The sequence below is a fragment of the uncultured Flavobacterium sp. genome (assembly GCF_937967675.1).
In the GTDB taxonomy this organism is placed as follows: Bacteria; Bacteroidota; Bacteroidia; order Flavobacteriales; family Flavobacteriaceae; genus Flavobacterium.
This window is the reverse complement of sequence record NZ_CALBSN010000066.1, coordinates 35,195-53,271: the sequence shown is the minus strand read 5'-3', so window position 1 is coordinate 53,271 and position 18,077 is coordinate 35,195. Positions and strand designations below refer to the sequence as shown.

General features: G+C 30.8%; 16 protein-coding genes and 1 pseudogene. 15 read left to right on the top strand and 2 right to left on the bottom strand.

The window, feature by feature from the left end:
• From Q0075_RS04440 to Q0075_RS04410, 7 genes and pseudogenes are all read left to right on the top strand, one after another.
• Window positions 1-433, top strand: a pseudogene (locus tag Q0075_RS04440) (histidine kinase); the annotation flags it as partial.
• A gap of 87 nt (window positions 434-520) precedes the next feature.
• Entirely contained in the window at window positions 521-2,176 is a 1,656-nt protein-coding gene (locus tag Q0075_RS04435) for a LamG-like jellyroll fold domain-containing protein (RefSeq protein ID WP_297868461.1), read from the top strand.
• 145 nt (window positions 2,177-2,321) lie between these two features.
• Window positions 2,322-2,720 carry a hypothetical protein gene (locus Q0075_RS04430; protein ID WP_297868460.1) on the top strand — a complete coding sequence of 133 codons (399 nt, stop codon included), beginning with the start codon at window positions 2,322-2,324 and terminating at the stop codon, window positions 2,718-2,720.
• A gap of 60 nt (window positions 2,721-2,780) precedes the next feature.
• Window positions 2,781-3,638, top strand: coding sequence for a CsgG/HfaB family protein (locus tag Q0075_RS04425; protein WP_297868459.1), 858 nt, complete (start codon window positions 2,781-2,783; stop codon window positions 3,636-3,638).
• A 6-nt stretch (window positions 3,639-3,644) separates the two neighbouring features.
• A complete protein-coding gene (locus Q0075_RS04420; protein ID WP_297868458.1) occupies window positions 3,645-4,103 on the top strand; it encodes a hypothetical protein in 459 nt (152 codons plus the stop codon).
• 9 nt (window positions 4,104-4,112) lie between these two features.
• A complete protein-coding gene (locus Q0075_RS04415; RefSeq protein WP_297868457.1) occupies window positions 4,113-5,012 on the top strand; it encodes a DUF6175 family protein in 900 nt (299 codons plus the stop codon).
• A 7-nt stretch (window positions 5,013-5,019) separates the two neighbouring features.
• A complete protein-coding gene (locus Q0075_RS04410) occupies window positions 5,020-5,967 on the top strand; it encodes a hypothetical protein (protein ID WP_297868456.1) in 948 nt (315 codons plus the stop codon).
• Window positions 5,968-6,372: 405 nt separating this feature from the next.
• Here Q0075_RS04410 and Q0075_RS04405 read toward each other — a convergent pair whose 3' ends face one another.
• Both Q0075_RS04405 and Q0075_RS04400 read right to left on the bottom strand, forming a co-directional pair.
• Window positions 6,373-7,008 (bottom strand): recombinase family protein, encoded by a 636-nt coding sequence (locus Q0075_RS04405; RefSeq protein ID WP_297868455.1) that lies wholly within the window; start codon window positions 7,006-7,008, stop codon window positions 6,373-6,375.
• A 550-nt stretch (window positions 7,009-7,558) separates the two neighbouring features.
• Window positions 7,559-8,464 carry a WYL domain-containing protein gene (locus Q0075_RS04400; RefSeq protein ID WP_297868454.1) on the bottom strand — a complete coding sequence of 302 codons (906 nt, stop codon included), beginning with the start codon at window positions 8,462-8,464 and terminating at the stop codon, window positions 7,559-7,561.
• A 95-nt stretch (window positions 8,465-8,559) separates the two neighbouring features.
• On the opposite strand from Q0075_RS04400, the gene Q0075_RS04395 reads away from it, so the two are divergent.
• From Q0075_RS04395 to Q0075_RS04360, 8 genes are all read left to right on the top strand, one after another.
• Window positions 8,560-9,036 (top strand): T9SS type A sorting domain-containing protein, encoded by a 477-nt coding sequence (locus Q0075_RS04395; RefSeq protein ID WP_297868453.1) that lies wholly within the window; start codon window positions 8,560-8,562, stop codon window positions 9,034-9,036.
• Window positions 9,011-9,643 carry an outer membrane beta-barrel protein gene (locus Q0075_RS04390; RefSeq protein WP_297868452.1) on the top strand — a complete coding sequence of 211 codons (633 nt, stop codon included), beginning with the start codon at window positions 9,011-9,013 and terminating at the stop codon, window positions 9,641-9,643. Before Q0075_RS04395 ends, Q0075_RS04390 begins: the two co-directional genes overlap by 26 nt.
• Window positions 9,644-9,650: 7 nt before the next feature.
• The gene (locus Q0075_RS04385) at window positions 9,651-12,539 is read left to right on the top strand and encodes a hypothetical protein (RefSeq protein ID WP_297868451.1); all 2,889 of its coding nucleotides are present in this window, start codon (window positions 9,651-9,653) and stop codon (window positions 12,537-12,539) included.
• Between the two features lie 146 nt (window positions 12,540-12,685).
• Window positions 12,686-13,069 (top strand): hypothetical protein, encoded by a 384-nt coding sequence (locus tag Q0075_RS04380; protein ID WP_297868450.1) that lies wholly within the window; start codon window positions 12,686-12,688, stop codon window positions 13,067-13,069.
• A complete protein-coding gene (locus tag Q0075_RS04375; RefSeq protein WP_297868449.1) occupies window positions 13,066-13,767 on the top strand; it encodes a hypothetical protein in 702 nt (233 codons plus the stop codon). The genes Q0075_RS04380 and Q0075_RS04375 overlap by 4 nt, the downstream gene beginning before the upstream one ends.
• 146 nt (window positions 13,768-13,913) lie before the next feature.
• Entirely contained in the window at window positions 13,914-14,192 is a 279-nt protein-coding gene (locus tag Q0075_RS04370) for a hypothetical protein (protein WP_297868448.1), read from the top strand.
• A 26-nt stretch (window positions 14,193-14,218) separates the two neighbouring features.
• Window positions 14,219-17,089 (top strand): gliding motility-associated C-terminal domain-containing protein, encoded by a 2,871-nt coding sequence (locus Q0075_RS04365; protein WP_297868447.1) that lies wholly within the window; start codon window positions 14,219-14,221, stop codon window positions 17,087-17,089.
• Entirely contained in the window at window positions 17,089-18,015 is a 927-nt protein-coding gene (locus Q0075_RS04360; RefSeq protein ID WP_297868446.1) for a type IX secretion system membrane protein PorP/SprF, read from the top strand. Before Q0075_RS04365 ends, Q0075_RS04360 begins: the two co-directional genes overlap by 1 nt.
• Window positions 18,016-18,077: the final 62 nt, after the last annotated feature.

The following is an 18,077-nucleotide window of genomic DNA, read 5'->3' as shown; positions in this document are numbered from 1 at the left end:
TAATTATTCTTCAAAAACTACAATTAATTTGGAAGAAGAAGTAGATTATTTGAAAAGGTATATAATTTTAGAAAATTTTAGAAGAAAAATAAAAGTGAAATGGGTAATTAATATTGATGATACTATTGATTTTCACGATATTGAAATCCCTCCAATGTTACTTGAACCCTTGATAGAAAATGTGTTTGTACATGCGTTTGATAACACTTATAACGAATGTAAACTCGAAGTTACATTTACAAAAGTTAAGGACGTGCTTATTTGCAAAGTTAAGGACAACGGAAAGGGTTATGAAGCAAAAGGAAAAACTTCTAAGGGTTTAAAATTAGTTCAGGAAAGACTTCAACTATTAAAAACGGATTCTAAAAACAGTTTTAATATTCAAAAATTAGATAAAGGCACTCTTGCTCAAATAGAGATTTCTACACGTTAAATCAAGAAATTAAGCGTTTAATAAATATCTAAAAAGACAGAGGACATTATTTTTTTCTTTGTGCTAGTTAACCATTATACAAAAAAAATGAAAAACAAATTACTTCTTGTTGTGTTGTGCTTAGTCTTATGGGTTCAAACTCTTGTAGCACAATTAAATACTGTTAATTCTAGTTTATCTCAGTCTACCTATACAACTGTAGGTTATCTACAATCCAGTATTAATCCCCAATATCAATCAATCCAAGACAACACAGTTTGGCATTATATAGCCGTAACAAAAAATGGATTAAATGGTAAAATATATTTAGATGGTAATTTACTGACAGATTCAAATTTTTCTAATCAACCATTTATTTGGAATAGTTTACTATTAGGGGCAACTCAAGGTTGTGTTTCTTGTGTACCTGTACCAAATTTTTACGGACAAATAGATGATTTAAGAATTTCCAATATCGAAAGGTCATCAACACAAGTCATGAATTATTTCAATAGTAATCAACCTTTTAACAGTGATGCTAATACGATTGGTCTATATAATTTTGACACATCCAGTGATAATACTTTACTAAACTCTGGTATAGGTAATAATGGTATATTGTATGGAGGCGTAAATTATTCCTCAGGTAAGTTTGGACAAGCATTAAGTTTTGATGGTATTGATGATTATGCTAGAATTTCACAATCATTACCCACTAATACAATAACAATTGAATTTTGGTTCAAATCAACAGATACCAATGCAACTATGGCACAATTTGAATATGCATACAATACTAGTATTAGTCTTCAAACATTTGGTAATAGTTGCGAGACTATTTCAGGAAGTTTAACTAATGGATTGGTTGCTTATTATCCTTTTTGCGGAAATGCTAATGATGAAAGTGGAAATGGGAATAATGGAGTAGCTACAAATGTAACTTGGGGTACAGATAGATTTGGTAATACTAACTCAACAGCTGAATTTAACGGAGATTCTTCTAGATATTTATCTGTTACCAATCCTTCAAATTTCACAGGTACAAAGAAAACGTTTTCTGTATGGATTAAATTCCCCACAACATTATCGTCTGGATTGTACTATAATCAGATTTTTGGTGGTGGTACCTTTTGGTTCCAAATTTACGGAAATTATCCAACCTACGTTTCTAACGGATATACTTATAAGTTAGGATTTAATGGTTCTAACACTTTTATTTCGAATTATTTATTTAACACAAATACATGGGAGCATATTGTTTATACTATTGATGGTGATTTAGGTCAAGTTAGTTTGTATATTAATGGGAATTATGCTGGTTCACAAAGTATTTCTAATTTTTCAACAAACGATTGGTCATCATATTATATTGGGTCTTCTCCAAACTTAAATTCTCAAAACATTTTTGCTGGGCAAATAGATGATTTTGGTATTTGGAACAGAGCCTTAACTCAACAAGAAATAACCAATTTATATAACAACGTTTTAAATACAAATTCATTTGTAAATACAGAATCAACAATCACAGTATATCCCAACCCAACCAATTCAAATATCAGTATTGACACTAGTAACCAAACTGATTTAATTGGTAGTAAAATAATAATCATTAACACACTAGGTCAAGAAATTTACAAATCAATTTTAAGTCAGCAAATACAAGACATCTCATTAAGTTCAATAACTACTAGTGGATTATATTTTGTATCTATTATTGATAATTCAGGTAAAACAATAACCACAAAAAAAATTGTTTTACAATAAATTTAGTTAACATTTTAGTTAAAAAGCCACAAGTGATTGTGGCTTTTTTTACGGTAACTAATTACATTCATACGGTAACTAATTCTTTAAAAAAACTAAAAATATTTTCATTTGGTTTGTGTTTTAATTTTAAAATTTTAAACACATGAAAAAAGTTTTCCTTATTTTATTTTCAGCATTTGTAGTTACGAGCTGTTCTGTATCTAGTAGTTCTATCAAAGAGCCAAACAATTTGGTTGAATTCAATAAAAATGATTTTGAATTCACAGACCAAATATCTGCCACCACCAAAATTAATTTCCTATTTGGATTTCCATTATCAAACACAAAAAAAATAGGACGATTCAGTAAAAACAGTATCCAAATTATTGGTTTCAGAACCAAACTGGATAAAGCTGAAGATGTTGCTATATATAAATTATTAAAAGAGCACCCTGGGTATGATGTAGTGTTTTATCCAAAGTTTGAAACCAAATCTTCGGGCTTTATTTTCACGAATGCAGAAGTCACTGTAACTGCAAGGTTGGCTAAACTTAAAAAATAAATCCATTTAAAATTAACCAAAAGAAGAACAATTAAAAACTAATTCCAATAAATAAAAATTATGAGAAATTTTTTCATTTACACCATTATTTTATTTTCAATTTTATCCAACGCCCAAGAAAAAACGAGTATTGGTATTTTACCATTTACTTATGTTAATGGAGCTTCAAATCAGCAAACCACAAATTCAATTCAAGAAACTGTTACAAATGGTTTCGTTAAAACCAAAAGATTTAATATTGTTGATAGAACAAAAATGGATGCATTACGCAGTGAAAAAAAACTTCAAAAGTCTGAGGATTTCATAGACGCAAAAACATATGCTGAGCAAGGCGTTTCTTTAGGAGCGCAATATCTTGTGTCTGGTCATGTTGTTTCAGCAAATGCAGAACAAATGAGAGCTGATGATGGTGCCATCACTTACAAAACAAAATTATCTATTAACCTTAAAGTAATTGATGTTGCTACAGGACAAGTTGTTTCCTCAGAAACTATTGAGCCTAAATCAGGAAGTAGTCTTCTTGGTGCTATTGGTTTGGGTGCTTCATCTCCAGAAGCCTCTATAGCAAAAGCAATTAAAGGTATTGAAGAAAAAGTAGATGATTTTGTAAGTAGAAATTTCCCGATTTCTTTTTTCATTGCTGAAATTCAAGAAAAGGATAGTAAAGGTGCAGCTGTAAGATTAATGATTGCTGGAGGCAGTGAGTTTGGATTGTCTAAGGGCGATAAGCTAAAAGTTGTTGAAATTTCTGTTATGGAAGTAGGTGGAAAAAAACTTACCCGTAAAAAAGAAGTTGGAGAATTAAAAATTACCAAAGTTGAAGATGAGAACTTTTCTACTTGCTCCGTTAATTCAGGTGGTGTTGATATAGCTACAAAATTTGAAGCAAAGGCAAATCTTCAAGTTGTTACAAAATAATATAATATGAAAACTATAAAAATTATAGGCTTGTTAATATTAACGAGCCTGTTTTCCTGCAAATCTGTACCAAGTTCTTATTCTGCCGAAGTTAGTTTTGTCGCTAAAGAAGAACAAGGAACAATTACGGTAAGAAGTAACGGTTTTGGAAAAAATGAAAAGGAAGCAATAAAAGATGCTCAAAAAAATGCTTTTAATGTTTTACTTTTTAAGGGTTTGCCTGGCACTGAAATAAATGTTCCTTTAGTTTCTAATGAGTATGAAGCTAAAAATTCACACAAGGATTATTTTGATAATTTATTCGAGAATGGTGGGTTATTTAAATACTTAATGGTAAATAGTTCCGAGTCTGTACCTGTGAAAGTGAAAGGCGGTTATTCAACTTCATTGGTGTTAAAAATAAACTATAATTCTTTGAGAAAAGATTTAGAACAAAATGGTGTAATTAGAAAATTTGGACTTTAATTTATATTTATGAAAAAAATAATTTTTATTCTTTTGTTTTTCATTTCATTCTTTTCATATGGACAGGATAATCAACCCCAGAAAATTAATCAGACAAATCAAAATCAACCTTGGATAATAGTCGTTCCCTATAAAATTAAAGGTCAGAAATATCGAGATTTAATTGAAAACGAGGATACTGGTTTTAATTTAAGAACAGCTATTAGTTTGGTTGACAAAGCTTTCAGAAAAAGAAACTTTAATACTAAAGGGTATATAGAAGTTTTAGAAAGTATAGGACAAACAGGTTCTTTTTCAACCGACAAACAAGAAGATGAGGAGGATATTTTAATTAAAAATTCTGGAGCTGATATACTAGTCAAAGTAGATTTTAAATTACAAAAAGGTTCAGATGGATGCAATAAAGCAAAAATAATATTAAGTGCCAGATACACTATCACTGGAGAGAATTTGTCTCCTCAAAATGGAGATAGTCAATGTATTAATACAACTGATATTGCAAAATTAACTGAAAAAGCAATTGAAAGTATCCAAGAAGAATTTATGAATGATTTGCAAAATAGCTTTACAAAAATAATTGAAGAAGGAATGATTGCAAAAGTGGACTTTGTTTTGGAGCCTAATTCTCAGGTTAACTTTGACATGGAAGTGGGGAATGATGGATTTTTGCTGTCCGAAGTAATTTCAGATTGGATGAAAAAAAATGCATATAAAGGAGTGGCTATTGAAAGTGGTTCAAGTAGTGCATTAATTTCATATAAAGAAGTTAAACTGCCATTAAAAGTAAATAATCAAAATTATACGATTAAGGATTTCGGAAGAGAAATTAGACTGTTTTTAAAAACACTAAATATACAAGCAATACCTAGCTACCTTAATGGTCAATTTATTTCAATTAAAATAAAATAAAATAAACATGAAAAAATATTTTTACACATTTTTTTGGTGCTTTTCTGTTTTTTCAATAAGCGCGCAGTCTTCTAATGAAGTTGGGAAAATTGCTTTATCTATTGTAATCCCTGATAACATTGAAGGTTTAAATTCTTCAAATCTTTCTAAACTTGAAACAAAAATAATTCAACTAGTTACACAATCTGGACTTGCAGCTAATGGATATTCTTCAAATTTCATTATATATCCCAAGTTAGCAATTTATGATGACAAATTTGTAGAAGGGGGTATGGAAGATATTTTTATGTTGAATTGTGAATTAACACTTATTTTAAAACAACTTGACAATAATGTCATTTATTCCACATCTGTCACAAAACTTAAAGGAAGTGGTGTTGATAAACAAATTGCTTTTAACAATGCGATTTCAAAAATCAATTCAAACTCAAAGGAGTTTGTAACTTTCATTGAAACAGGCAAACAAAAAATAATAGATTATTACAACCTTAAATGTCAAGATATTATCACTAAGTCAGAAAGTTTAGTGAAGATGCAAGACTATGAAGGAGCGATAGGATTATTAATGACGGTGCCTGAAGAAGTTTCTTGTTATAACAAAATTCAGCAAAAAACAATTGAAGCTTATAAAGCCTATCAAAATCAAAAGTGTAGTACACAATTGCAAGAGGCTAAAACAACTTTAGCAAAAAATTATTACAAAGACGCGCTTGATATTCTAAGTCAAATTGACCCATCAACGAAATGTTATAAAGAGGTGGAAGCACTTATTAAAAAAGCAGAAGAAAAAGTTGATGCAAAAGCTAAAACTCAGTTTGCTGTTCGTATGAAAATGTACAATGATAGTATTGCTCTTGAAAAACAAAGAATTCAAGCCGCAAAAGAAATAGCAGTTGAATATTATAGGAATCAACCAAAACCAGCTCCTAATAATTATTTGATGATTATTAAATAAAATTTAGTTAAGTTAAGACACTATCCTAAAAAGTGTGTAAGTTAAAAATAATGGGGTTTGACTTTTTACTTAAAGTTGAACCCTTTTTTATTTTTCAGAATTAATTCACACTAAACTCAAAATCGAAATCTTTTAGTTTTTTATTGACGTAAAATATTATGCAAATTTCAATAGTATCATCCTTTACTGTCACAAAGAAATTATGAACATTCCAAATGTGTCGAGATAATCTTCTTGTTAGTTTTTCAATATCCAAGTTGCAATCCTTCTTAAAATCAAATTTAATAATGATTTCTTTGGGTTTTAAAAAGTGCTTGCGCTCCACAAAAGTGTACATTTGCATTTCTCGGCTTCCATAAAATTTAAACATCAAATTATGTATGGCTGTTAAATCAACTCGCATCATTAGGCAACTTGTAAATTTGAGTTCAACATTATTTCTTTTACCTTCTTAACCGTATTGGCTGATACTTTATAATCTGAATCACTCGCCAACTTGGCAATTTGTCTAAGCGATAGCGTTGGATTCATTTTAATAGCCCTTACCACACGCTTATGCTTCTGAAGTGTTTGTTCTGGCGTATCAAAAGTTCCTTCAGCTCTACCTTTATATATACCTTTTAGTTTGGCTTGTTGAATTCCTTCAGCTTGTCTTTCAAGAAGGCTAGTTTTTTCAAGTGAACTTAGCTCACTTAATATGGTTGTAATAAGATTAAACACTGGATTGGCTTTGTTGTTAATCATTGATTCCAATCCCAAATTATCAATCTTTACAACCACACCTTTATCATAAAAGTATTGTAGCGTTTGTAATACATTGATAGTATTTCTTCCAGCTCTATCGATGGCATGGAAGCTTACATAATTTATTTGTCCAGTTTCAACTGCTTGAATGAGTCGTTTACCTTCAGGACGTTCATCAAATGGAATTGAACCACTTATTATGTCAATGAATAATTCTTCATCTGGGTGTGCTTTTGCAAGCTGACGAAGGTTGGTTTGATTTTTTGTTGATTGACGAATGTAACGAGCTTTTTTCATGGTGACCTTTGCTTAAAATTGTGCAATTTTAGGGTATGCCCTTTTGCACATGTTTAACATTGCATTTTATTGAAATCCTATTTATGTGTTTTGTGCAGTGTATGACTAAAATCTAATTTTGCACAAAATTGACATGGTTTGAATTTCGTTTTAAATTTAGATGCTCAATTTATTTGAAACACTTTAACCAATTTTGTTGGTTTGGTCATTTTTAATAATGTTTTAATAATGAACTATAATCTAAATCTAAAACTTGATGCAAAGGTCTGTTTGAATTTTGATATAAACAAGAAAAAGCCCGTAAATCCAGGGCTTTGGAGGTTATTTGATAAATTAAATCAATTTGAAATTTAACAAAAAGGATTAAATAGTATTGGTCTTTATCCACTTCAAACCGATTTCCCGTTTGTTGAAACGCACTATCACGTTGGTACTTTATCCTCATTTTATTACCTTTAAAAGTTAGAGCTAATACAATGCAATTAGTACCAATTTGATTAAGGCTTTATGCTAAGAAAATGTTAAATGAATGTGGTAATTTAATTTTGAATTATTTTTCTTTCTCTATAAAAATATTTCTGTAAACCAATGGTGTTTTTGAAACAGAATTATTTTGAATTTCTTTTATTGTTTTTTCATAATAGTCTTTTAATATTTTAGGTTCAATTACTCTAATGTTATACATCCATTGAAATAGCCATCCTAATAACTCTCTATTTATGCCACATTTTAAGAATAAAAATGTTTTATTATCTTTTATTATAATTTTTTGAGTTTTATGCCAATAGTGTGATTTTATGAAATTTGCTAAAACTTTAGATAATTCAATTTTTATTTCATAGACATTTTCATCAATATTTTTTGTTACTCCAAATCTTTTGTCCAATTCTTCATGAAATTTTTGTTTTATTTTATTCATTTTAAATTTCTTATCTTCAATGGAAAATTCTGAAATTTGATTAATTCCAAATATTTGAATTTGTTTTTTTTGAGGATTCCAACCCCCAATGTATTTTATATTTCTATGATTAATAATTGAAATTGGATAAAAAACAAATGGTTCAAATTCGAAATTTGAATTATCTCCTGTCAAATCATTTTTAATTAATCTAATAATAATAGTACTTCTTTGATTAATAGCGGTATCAAATAAATTTATACTTGTATCAATTTCATTTTCGATTGGATAATAAAAAAATGTTTCTATACTATTTAATTTATCAGCATTGAGTTTAGATTTTTTTGAAATGAAATAAAATATTTTTTTTTCACTTTTCACTTTATCTAGAATTTCTGTTTTATCTAAATAATTTTCTAATTCATTAATATCCCTTTGAATTTGTCTTATTGAAATATTGATGTTTTTATTCTTGAATATAGTATGTAAATCATAAGCAGATAATTTACTTTCTTTCAATTGATTCAGTAATATTGAGATTCTTTTAGATTTTTTCATAATTCACGACAATATATGTCGCGAAAATAATAAAATTCTCATTTAATTTTCAAATTATTAGTAATTTTAAATCTTGTTAAAGTAATCATTAATACATGAAATATTTTTTATTATTCTTTATAGGTTTTACTGTTTATTCTCAAGAAATATCGAGAAATACAATTTCAGTTGTTGGTAATTCAAATACAACACAAAATGGTTACTATGTCAGCCAAAGTGTTGGGCAATTATCTACAATTGGTTTTTTTGATATAATTGACAAAAGTATAGTCCAAGGATATCAACAACCTACAGGATTTAAAACTATTGACGGTAGTATTGTTAAAGAAACTTTACAATTATACCCAATCCCAGCAACTAACGAATTAAATTTACTTTTTTCCTTATCGTTTGAAGGAAAATGTATGGTTGAGTTATTTGACCGATTAGGACGTTTGGTTTTAAGTAAAGAACTTACTATTACTGATTTTAAAACTAGTCTATCAATATCAAATCTTGCATCATCAACATATATAATTAAAATAACTAACAACACCTCTGTATTTTATGAAACAATTATCAAAAAAGATTAAACTTATAATTTCTTGTTTTTTGTTTATCTCTGCAAGTGCTAAAGCACAAGAATTATACTTTTCAACGGGATTGAATTTAACAACTTATGATTTTAAAGGCACCGATAATTTGCCACTTGAGTTTAAAACTAAATCAAGTTCTTTTTATGAAATAGGATATGTTTTTAAATTGATGGATAACCGATTAAACTACAGTGCAGGTTTAGCAATTAATGGCTATGATTCAAGTGCAGGTGATAGTGCTAATCATTATGATTGGCAAACCACTTATATGGGATTAAATAATCAATTACAATATGTCATCATTCCTTCTAACAGAGTACCTTTTGAATTAAGCGCTGGCGCTCAAATGCAATTGATGCACATTATAAATGGAGAACAAAAAATTAACGGAGAAACATTTGATTTAACAAAAGAAAAAGAATTTTCAGGTTTTTGGATACAACCAGGAGGAATAATAACAGCCAAATATTTTATAAGCGATGATTGGCAAATGAGTTTAGGATACAATTATTCCATAGGAATGAATCTATCGAATAGTACAGAAGAAAAATTAAAGTTCAATAATCAACAAATAAGATTTGGAATCCATTTCAATATAAATTAATCATATTATGAAAAAGATATTTTTATTTCTATTTTTAATAACATCAACAATTGGAGTTACACAAAATTCAGGCATTACCTATCAAGCGGTAATCTATGGCCCTAATGGTCAACAACTACCTGGCGCCAATAATCAACAATATATTTTAGCCAATAAAACTATTTGTTTGCAGTTTTCAATCATTGACCATCAAGGTGTTGTTGAATACCAAGAAACCATTGTAACAACAACAGATAAATTTGGTATGGTGAATTTGTTGATAGGAACTGGAAACCAAGTTGGTGGATATGCAACAGGATTTAATGGTATAGTTTGGAATGTAAACACAAAAAGTTTGAAAGTAGAATTAGATGCTTCTCAAAATTGTCAAAATTTCACTCAAATAAGCAATAACCCTTTTACTTATGTTCCATTTGCTTATTTTTCGGCAAATGGAGGTGAGCCTGGACCCGCTGGACCTCAAGGACCTGCAGGAACAAATGGAACCAACGGATTAGATGGTTTATCAGCATATCAAATATGGTTAAACAGTGGTAATACTGGAACTGAGGCAGATTTTATAGCATCTCTTCAGGGAGTTCAAGGTCCAGCTGGAACTAACGGTACCAATGGTACGGATGGATTATCTGCTTATCAAATATGGATAAACAATGGTAATTCTGGTACTGAAACCGACTTTATTGCATCTCTTCAAGGAGCTCAAGGTCCCGCTGGAGCAACAGGAGCAACAGGACCAGCTGGAGTAACAGGTCCTCAAGGTCCTGCTGGTTCAAATGGAATTGATGGTGTAAATGGAACAAATGGTACGGATGGATTGTCTGCATATCAAATATGGTTGAATCTTGGTAATGTTGGAACTGAAGCTGATTTTATTACTTCTTTGACAGGACCACAAGGAACTCAAGGAGCTCAAGGACCTGCTGGTGCTAACGGAAGTGACGGTGCAACTGGTCCTCAAGGACCTATTGGTTTGACTGGACCTCAAGGTCCTGCAGGCGCAAATGGAAACAATGGAATAGATGGTTTATCAGCATATCAAATATGGATAAACAATGGTAATACTGGTACTGAAATCGAGTTTATTGCATCTCTTCAAGGAGCTCAAGGTCCACAGGGAATCCAAGGACCCGCTGGAGCTAACGGAAGTGACGGTGCGACTGGTCCTCAAGGTCCTGCTGGTGCCAATGGAAACAATGGAGCCGATGGGAAGAATGCACTTGTAAATACAACACTAGAACCTGCTGGAGCCAACTGTGCAACTGGTGGAACAAAGATTGAAGTTGGTATTGATATTAATGAGAATGGAGTGTTGGATGTTAATGAAATTAATATTTCTCAAACCAAGTATGTATGCAATGGTGCTCAAGGCCCTCAAGGTATTGAAGGTCCTGCTGGTGTTAATGGAATAGATGGTGCTACTGGACCACAAGGTGAACAAGGTCCTATTGGATTAACTGGAGAAACAGGTCCACAAGGAATACAAGGAATACAAGGACCTGCAGGAATTAACGGCTTAAATGGCACGGATGGTTTATCTGCTTATCAAATATGGCTAAATAACGGTAATACTGGAACAGAAGCAGATTTCATTTCTTCTCTTCAGGGAGCTCAAGGACCTCAAGGAATACAAGGTCCAGCTGGAGCAACAGGACCTCAAGGACCGCAAGGGATTCAAGGTGAGCAAGGACCTATTGGTTTGACTGGACCTCAAGGTCCTGCAGGTGCAAATGGAAACAATGGAATAGATGGTTTATCGGCATATCAAATATGGATAAACAATGGTAATTCTGGAACTGAAGCTGAGTTTATTGCATCTCTTCAAGGAGCTCAAGGTCCACAGGGAATCCAAGGACCTGCTGGAGCTAACGGAAGTGACGGTGCAACTGGTCCTCAAGGTGTTGCTGGACCTCAAGGCTCACAAGGTATTCAAGGTGAGCAAGGACCTATTGGTTTGACGGGAGCTCAAGGACCTGCAGGAACTAACGGTACCAACGGAATAGATGGTTTATCAGCATATCAAATATGGTTAAACAGTGGTAACACGGGTACTGAGTCAGACTTTATCGCATCACTTCAGGGAGCTCAAGGTCCTGCTGGAACAAACGGACAAGATGGAAAAAACACTTTAGTAAAAACAACCTCTGAACCTGCTGGTACAAATTGTGCAAATGGCGGAACCAAAATTGAAGTAGGACTAGATGCAAATAGTAATGGAATTTTAGACTCTGGAGAAATTAATAATAGCTTGACCAAGTATATTTGTAATGGTGAAAATTTATCTAGTTCAAATGCATCTGGATTTAATAATTTTTCAAATATTTTTCTATTAAATAATCAAACAACATATACTGTGCCAATAGGAAAATCAGCTAGAATATCTCAAATACTTGCCAATTCATCGATTCTTTCTGGGGATAGAGTTATAAGTATAAATGGAACAGCAATTTATATTGGAAGTACCTTTGAAGGTACTATTAACCAAACAGATGATAGAATTATGTGGACATATTTTTTAATTAATGGAGATTTTTGGCTTCCAGAAGGTACAACAATTTCTATTGTGTCTACTAATAATATAGGATTTTTATCAATTCAAGAAATAGAGAACAATAATCTAAATTGTCGAATAGTAACAAGTTTATTGACTGTTCCGAATGGTAAAAAATGGAAAATCTCATCTGTATTCCCAAACTCATCTCTTAGTGGAAATAAAGATTTCGTAATAAAAGTAAATGGTTCTTCTATTTATATTGGAGCGGCTAAATCAGGAGCTTATTACAATAGAGGGGCCTCGGGTAATATTTATGACTTATTAAAGAATGAAATTTGGTTACCTCAAGGCACAACAATTGAACCAGATACAAATATATATGGAATAAGTGTAATTGAATATTAGATACCAAATTATAGATTTAAAATATTATCAATAGTAATTAGAATATTTAAAATGATTCAAAAATAAATAATTGATTTATGATTAATATGTTACCATATATAGAGAATAGCTTAAAAATTTTTATTAATCGAAGACATTTAAGAAAAATGGCAATATTGCGTTTAAAAAATGAAATCAATTATAATTTGCGAATTATTGATATGATAAATTGGAATGAAATAAATAAAAAAACAAAAAAACATCTATCTAATCAACTGTCGACAAATGCATTAGAAGAATTTATTTATTTAGGAAAACCAAATCTAGTTGAAAAGTTATTAAATGCTTACTCAAATAAAAATATTTTAAAAACGGTAGATGAGAAACATGTAGAAAGAGAAAGTCTTACAGGTAATATAATTAATAGAATTAAAACAGTTAAAGTTATTGCAAATCTTCCTGAAGAATTAAGCGAGAATGATAAAAGTAATTTTACAACTCGTATAAATAATATCAAAATTGGATTGAATGATTTGAAAAAGTTGATATGATTTGTAGCGAAAATTTAATAGCAAAAAAGTTAATAAACTCGATTTTCAATGATATAATTAATTCGAAATCTATTTCTGATTTAGAAAGAATATTGGAAAAGAACGAAGTTGAAACAAAATATTGGATTAAAACAGATGATTATCCAAAAATTAAATTTTATATTTCTAATTCGGAGATTGAAAAATTAGAAAATGAATCATTTATTATAAACTATATCTTTAATCACAACAAGATAAAAGATGTTGATAATACCATAGCAAAGTTATTATATGCAATGGCTTGGAAAAATGGTGATTTAAAAAAAATTAAACATATTATTCAAGGCATCAAAGATGTTGAAAAATCAAGTTCTAAAAAAAATGATGGTTTAGTTTTTTATCAGTTTGGTAAATATTTAGCCAAAAAAGAAAGTGAACCCATTATTGACCAGCATGTTTTAAGAGATTTTAAAGTATATCTGACAGATGCAGATAAAGAGGATGATATATGTGAAGCAAGAAATTTAGCTACAGTTGGTAAAAAAGAAATAGAATTAATCAAAGATTATAAAAATTGGTTAATATCTGATGAACTTTCAGATGATTTGAAAAGAGAAACAGATTATGCTTATCATATTGATAAAATTCTCTTTGCAGTTGGAAAGAAAATAAAATCTAATAAAAATGAGAAAAAAAAAATAAATATACCCAATATCTGATTAATTTCTTAAAAGAAAAAAGCAACGAAGGTCAAAACACAATATCAATTCCTTTACAAAAAAGAAGAAAGGAATTTGATAGCTTTCAAATTCACCCAATTTATAAAAACTCAAAAATAGTTGCCATAAATGTAGAACGAAGAGTAATGCCTGCTGATACAATTTTTCCTATCGAAATTTTCAATCTTGTTTTAAAAACACTATCAAAAACGAAAGATTTTACTTTACCAAATGGAAAAGCTCAAGGCAACAGAATAGGTGATGATGATTTAGGACCTAATACAATAGAATATATAGTAGCAAAAGAAATTTACAAAAAGAATGATGGAGATACAATTGATAGAAGAATTTCTGTAATTTCAAATATTCTTATAGCTGCAGAATTATGTCAATCAAAACCAAACGCATTACAATTAAAGTCATAATTAGTCATAAAATATAAAAATAAAACATGATAAGAAAATTCAAATTCATTTTTGTATTATTATTTTCAATAACATTACAATCTCAAGTTTGTTCTGATTTTCCGGAAATTACAGCAACATCCACTACTATATGTTCAGGATTATCTACAACACTTTCAGTAACTTACACACCACCTACTATTTGTAATATGAACATTACACCTACTACAATTCCGTTGGGTAATCCAATTCCTGGCTTTACTTATGGTGGTTTATATAATGGTCATCATTATTATGTATACAATACGCCTACTTCTTGGACACAAGGTGAGCTAATATGCAGACAAAATGGGGGTTATTTAGTTTGTATAAATGATATCAATGAGAATACTTTTGTAAGCAATTTAACAAATAACAATATTTGGATTGGTTTGTTCAGAGACCCAACTACTTGTCAATTTAGATGGCTAGATTGTATGAATATCACCTTTACAAATTGGAGACCAGGAGAGCCAAATAGTGGGCCTTGTGGAGAACCTTATACACAAATTATTCGTGGTTGTAGTTTCGGTTTAAATACATGGAATAATTTAGATGATAATTCTGCTAATGGAAGCTGTTATTCAAATATGGTACCTATAATGGAAATAGACCCCATAATTTATAATAATCCTATTTCACCAACAACAACTTACTTATGGTCAACAGGAGCAACTACAAATTCAATTAATATATCACCAAATTCAACAACAAATTATTGGGTAGATATCACTTCTGGAAGTTTAACATGTAGAAAAAACATTACTATTAATGTAAATCCTGACACACCTGCACCAACAGGTAACCCTACTCAAGTATTTTGTGCTAATCCAACACCTTTGATTTCAGATTTAACAGCTACAGGAACTGCTATTCAATGGTATGCTGCAGCTACAGGTGGTTCGCCTTTAGCGAGTACAACAAATTTAGTAGATGGTGCTACATATTTTGCTTCTCAATCATTAAATGGCTGTGAAAGCACTACTCGTTTAGCTGTAACTGTTGATTTTAACGACCCACAAATTACGGCAAGTGCTATAACCGTTTGTAATGGAACGGCTGTTACTTTGACTGCTAGTAATTCTATAACACCAATATCTAATAACTGTTCACTTCCAACTAATTTACAAAATGGATTAGTAGGTTATTGGCCTTTTTGTGGTAATGCAAATGACGAAAGTGGTAATGGTAATAATGGTACTGTAAATGGTGCCACCTTGACAACAGACAGATTTGGAAATCCTAATAACGCTTACTATTTTTCAAGTACAGGTTGTTCTACAAGAATAGATGCTCAAGTCAATACAAATACAATTCAAACCGGACTAACTATTTCAATTTGGGTTTTGCGAGTTGGTAATGGGTGTATTAGTCCCAGGGTTTTAGAATTTTGGCCATCAGCAAATCCTAACGGACCTGGTATGGCACAATGGGGTTGGGGTAATAACATAAATACAATTGGAATAGGAAGCATTACATCAACAGGATTTGATTGTTCTGCGGGTATTCCAGTTAATGGAAATGATATTTGGTACAATATTGTATATACTAATGATGGGTTAACAGGTAAATTTTATAGAGATGGTAATTTAATTACAAGTATTCCTTCGAATGGAAATCCAATTCTTGCAAATAGTGCTGCATTTGGAAGAATGAATCATCCAGCATTTGATAACCTTAATGGTAAACTTGATGATATTGGTGTATGGAATAGAGCATTGAGTCAACAAGAAATTTCACAACTCTATAATTCAACTCAAATTAGCTATTTATGGTCTACTGGTGAAACAACTGAAACTATAAATCCAACCCCAACAGTAACAACCACTTATTGGGTTGATATTACAGTTAATGGAGTTACCTGTAGAAAAGAAATAACAATAACTGTAAATCCAAACATAATACCAACTTTTACACAAGTACCAACTATTTGTTCCGGAACAACCCTTAATGCTTTACCAATAAATTCAACCAATGGAATTATAGGGACTTGGTCTCCGGCATTAAATAATACCATTACTACTACCTACACTTTTACTCCATCTGCTGGTCAATGTGCCACTACAGCTTCTATGACAATTATAGTAAATCCCCTACCGACGACTCCAACAGGAAATGCACAGCAAAGTTTTTGTGCAATTGATGGACCCACTATTAATGACTTAGTGTTAAATACTACTAATGTGAACTGGTATACTACAGCTACTGGAGGCTCAGCTTTAAATTCAAATTTTCCTCTGACCAATGGATTAATTTTATATGCCGCAGCTATGGACCCAATTACATTATGTGAAAATCCTTCACGCTATCAAGTGCAAGTGCAAGTTGAAAATCCACAATTACCAATAATTGAAGTTGAACAAGAATTTTGTATTGAAAATGGCATGACATTAGGGGCAATAAATACTAATGGAACAACAATGAATTGGTATGATAACCCTACAGGGGGTTCCGTTGTTCCTACAACCTATATACTTCAAAATGGAGATGTTTTTTATGGGGCTGCAATAAATTCTGCAAGTGGTTGTGAGAGTACAACTAGAATACCTCTTGAAATATCTATAATTAATTCTAATCTAGAATTTAACAATCTAATCACTATTGACGATAATGACTTAAATAAAGAATTAAAAATTGAAGGTATTGAGCAGTTTCCAAATAATACCATTGAAGTTTACAATCGATATGGGAACTTAGTTTGGTCTGGAATCAATTATAATAATGTAACTAATACCTTTAATGGAATGGCAAATGTTAGTGGTGTTGTTTCTAAAGGAAGTTATTTGCCAACAGGTACTTACTTTTTCATATTATCATACCCAAATGATTGTGAAAAAACAGAGTTAAAAGGATTTATTCATATAGATAATAAGTTGTAATGAGAAAAGTGATATTTTATAGTGTAATCCTTTTTACGTTTTCTAGTATATATAAATCATTTGCACAATCTGATGTAAAGTTATCGAGCTTTTTTCTTACTCCTTTAACTTACAATCCAGCCTATGCAGGTAGTTATGAAGGAATGTCTTTTACTTCTTTGTATTCCTCGCAATGGGTAGGTTTTGATGGAGCACCTAAATCAATTTTCTTAAACGGACATGGTACATTTTTTGGACCTAACACAGGAATTGGTGCTGAAATTATGCACGATGAAATCGGAGTTACAACTGATACCAAGATGTTAGGTAATTATGCCTACCATATTCAATTAAATGAAGAATGGAAAGTAGCTTTAGGAATAAAAGCAGGCGCATCTTGGTATAGTATTGATTATAATAGATTACGCATTCAAAATCCAAATGAGTTCAATAATTTTGATGGAACTATGACTAATATTAACATCAATATTGGTGCTGGGTTTTTCATTCACAATGAAAATTTTTATTTTGGATTAGGCGTTCCTAATTTTCTAAAAACTACTTATGTGGATTCTTATAATGCGACTTTAGCAAATAGTAGACCTAATTATTATTTGAGTTCGGGTTATAAATTTGATTTACAAAATGATTTGTATTTACAACCAAGTGTATTATTGCGTTTTGTTAATGGTGCGCCAATAAATACTCTGTTTGCAGGAACACTAAATTGGCAAGAAAAAATTTATGGTAGCTTAAATGTAGATTTGAATTCAACTCTAGGTGGATTTGCAGGTTTTAGAATAAATGAGAAATACCTTTTGGGTTACTCCTATGATACTTCAATTACCAAATTTTCCAATAGTAATGGAGGTATTCATAGTTTTTTCCTAAACATTCGTCTTGAAGATTATTGGCAAAGAGAACGTTGTGGGTGTTATTCTTTTTAAGGTTTATTTCGGAATCTCATTATCAACATCGCCAACTTGTGTAAATTACCAAGATATTCAAT

Coding starts and splice junctions, on each gene's coding strand:
- Q0075_RS04435 (WP_297868461.1), top strand. CDS start 521: ATGAAAAACAAATTACTTCTTGTTGTGTTGTGCTTAGTCTTATGGGTT.
- Q0075_RS04430 (WP_297868460.1), top strand. CDS start 2,322: ATGAAAAAAGTTTTCCTTATTTTATTTTCAGCATTTGTAGTTACGAGC.
- Q0075_RS04425 (WP_297868459.1), top strand. CDS start 2,781: ATGAGAAATTTTTTCATTTACACCATTATTTTATTTTCAATTTTATCC.
- Q0075_RS04420 (WP_297868458.1), top strand. CDS start 3,645: ATGAAAACTATAAAAATTATAGGCTTGTTAATATTAACGAGCCTGTTT.
- Q0075_RS04415 (WP_297868457.1), top strand. CDS start 4,113: ATGAAAAAAATAATTTTTATTCTTTTGTTTTTCATTTCATTCTTTTCA.
- Q0075_RS04410 (WP_297868456.1), top strand. CDS start 5,020: ATGAAAAAATATTTTTACACATTTTTTTGGTGCTTTTCTGTTTTTTCA.
- Q0075_RS04405 (WP_297868455.1), bottom strand. CDS start 7,008: ATGAAAAAAGCTCGTTACATTCGTCAATCAACAAAAAATCAAACCAAC.
- Q0075_RS04400 (WP_297868454.1), bottom strand. CDS start 8,464: ATGAAAAAATCTAAAAGAATCTCAATATTACTGAATCAATTGAAAGAA.
- Q0075_RS04395 (WP_297868453.1), top strand. CDS start 8,560: ATGAAATATTTTTTATTATTCTTTATAGGTTTTACTGTTTATTCTCAA.
- Q0075_RS04390 (WP_297868452.1), top strand. CDS start 9,011: ATGAAACAATTATCAAAAAAGATTAAACTTATAATTTCTTGTTTTTTG.
- Q0075_RS04385 (WP_297868451.1), top strand. CDS start 9,651: ATGAAAAAGATATTTTTATTTCTATTTTTAATAACATCAACAATTGGA.
- Q0075_RS04380 (WP_297868450.1), top strand. CDS start 12,686: ATGGCAATATTGCGTTTAAAAAATGAAATCAATTATAATTTGCGAATT.
- Q0075_RS04375 (WP_297868449.1), top strand. CDS start 13,066: ATGATTTGTAGCGAAAATTTAATAGCAAAAAAGTTAATAAACTCGATT.
- Q0075_RS04370 (WP_297868448.1), top strand. CDS start 13,914: ATGCCTGCTGATACAATTTTTCCTATCGAAATTTTCAATCTTGTTTTA.
- Q0075_RS04365 (WP_297868447.1), top strand. CDS start 14,219: ATGATAAGAAAATTCAAATTCATTTTTGTATTATTATTTTCAATAACA.
- Q0075_RS04360 (WP_297868446.1), top strand. CDS start 17,089: ATGAGAAAAGTGATATTTTATAGTGTAATCCTTTTTACGTTTTCTAGT.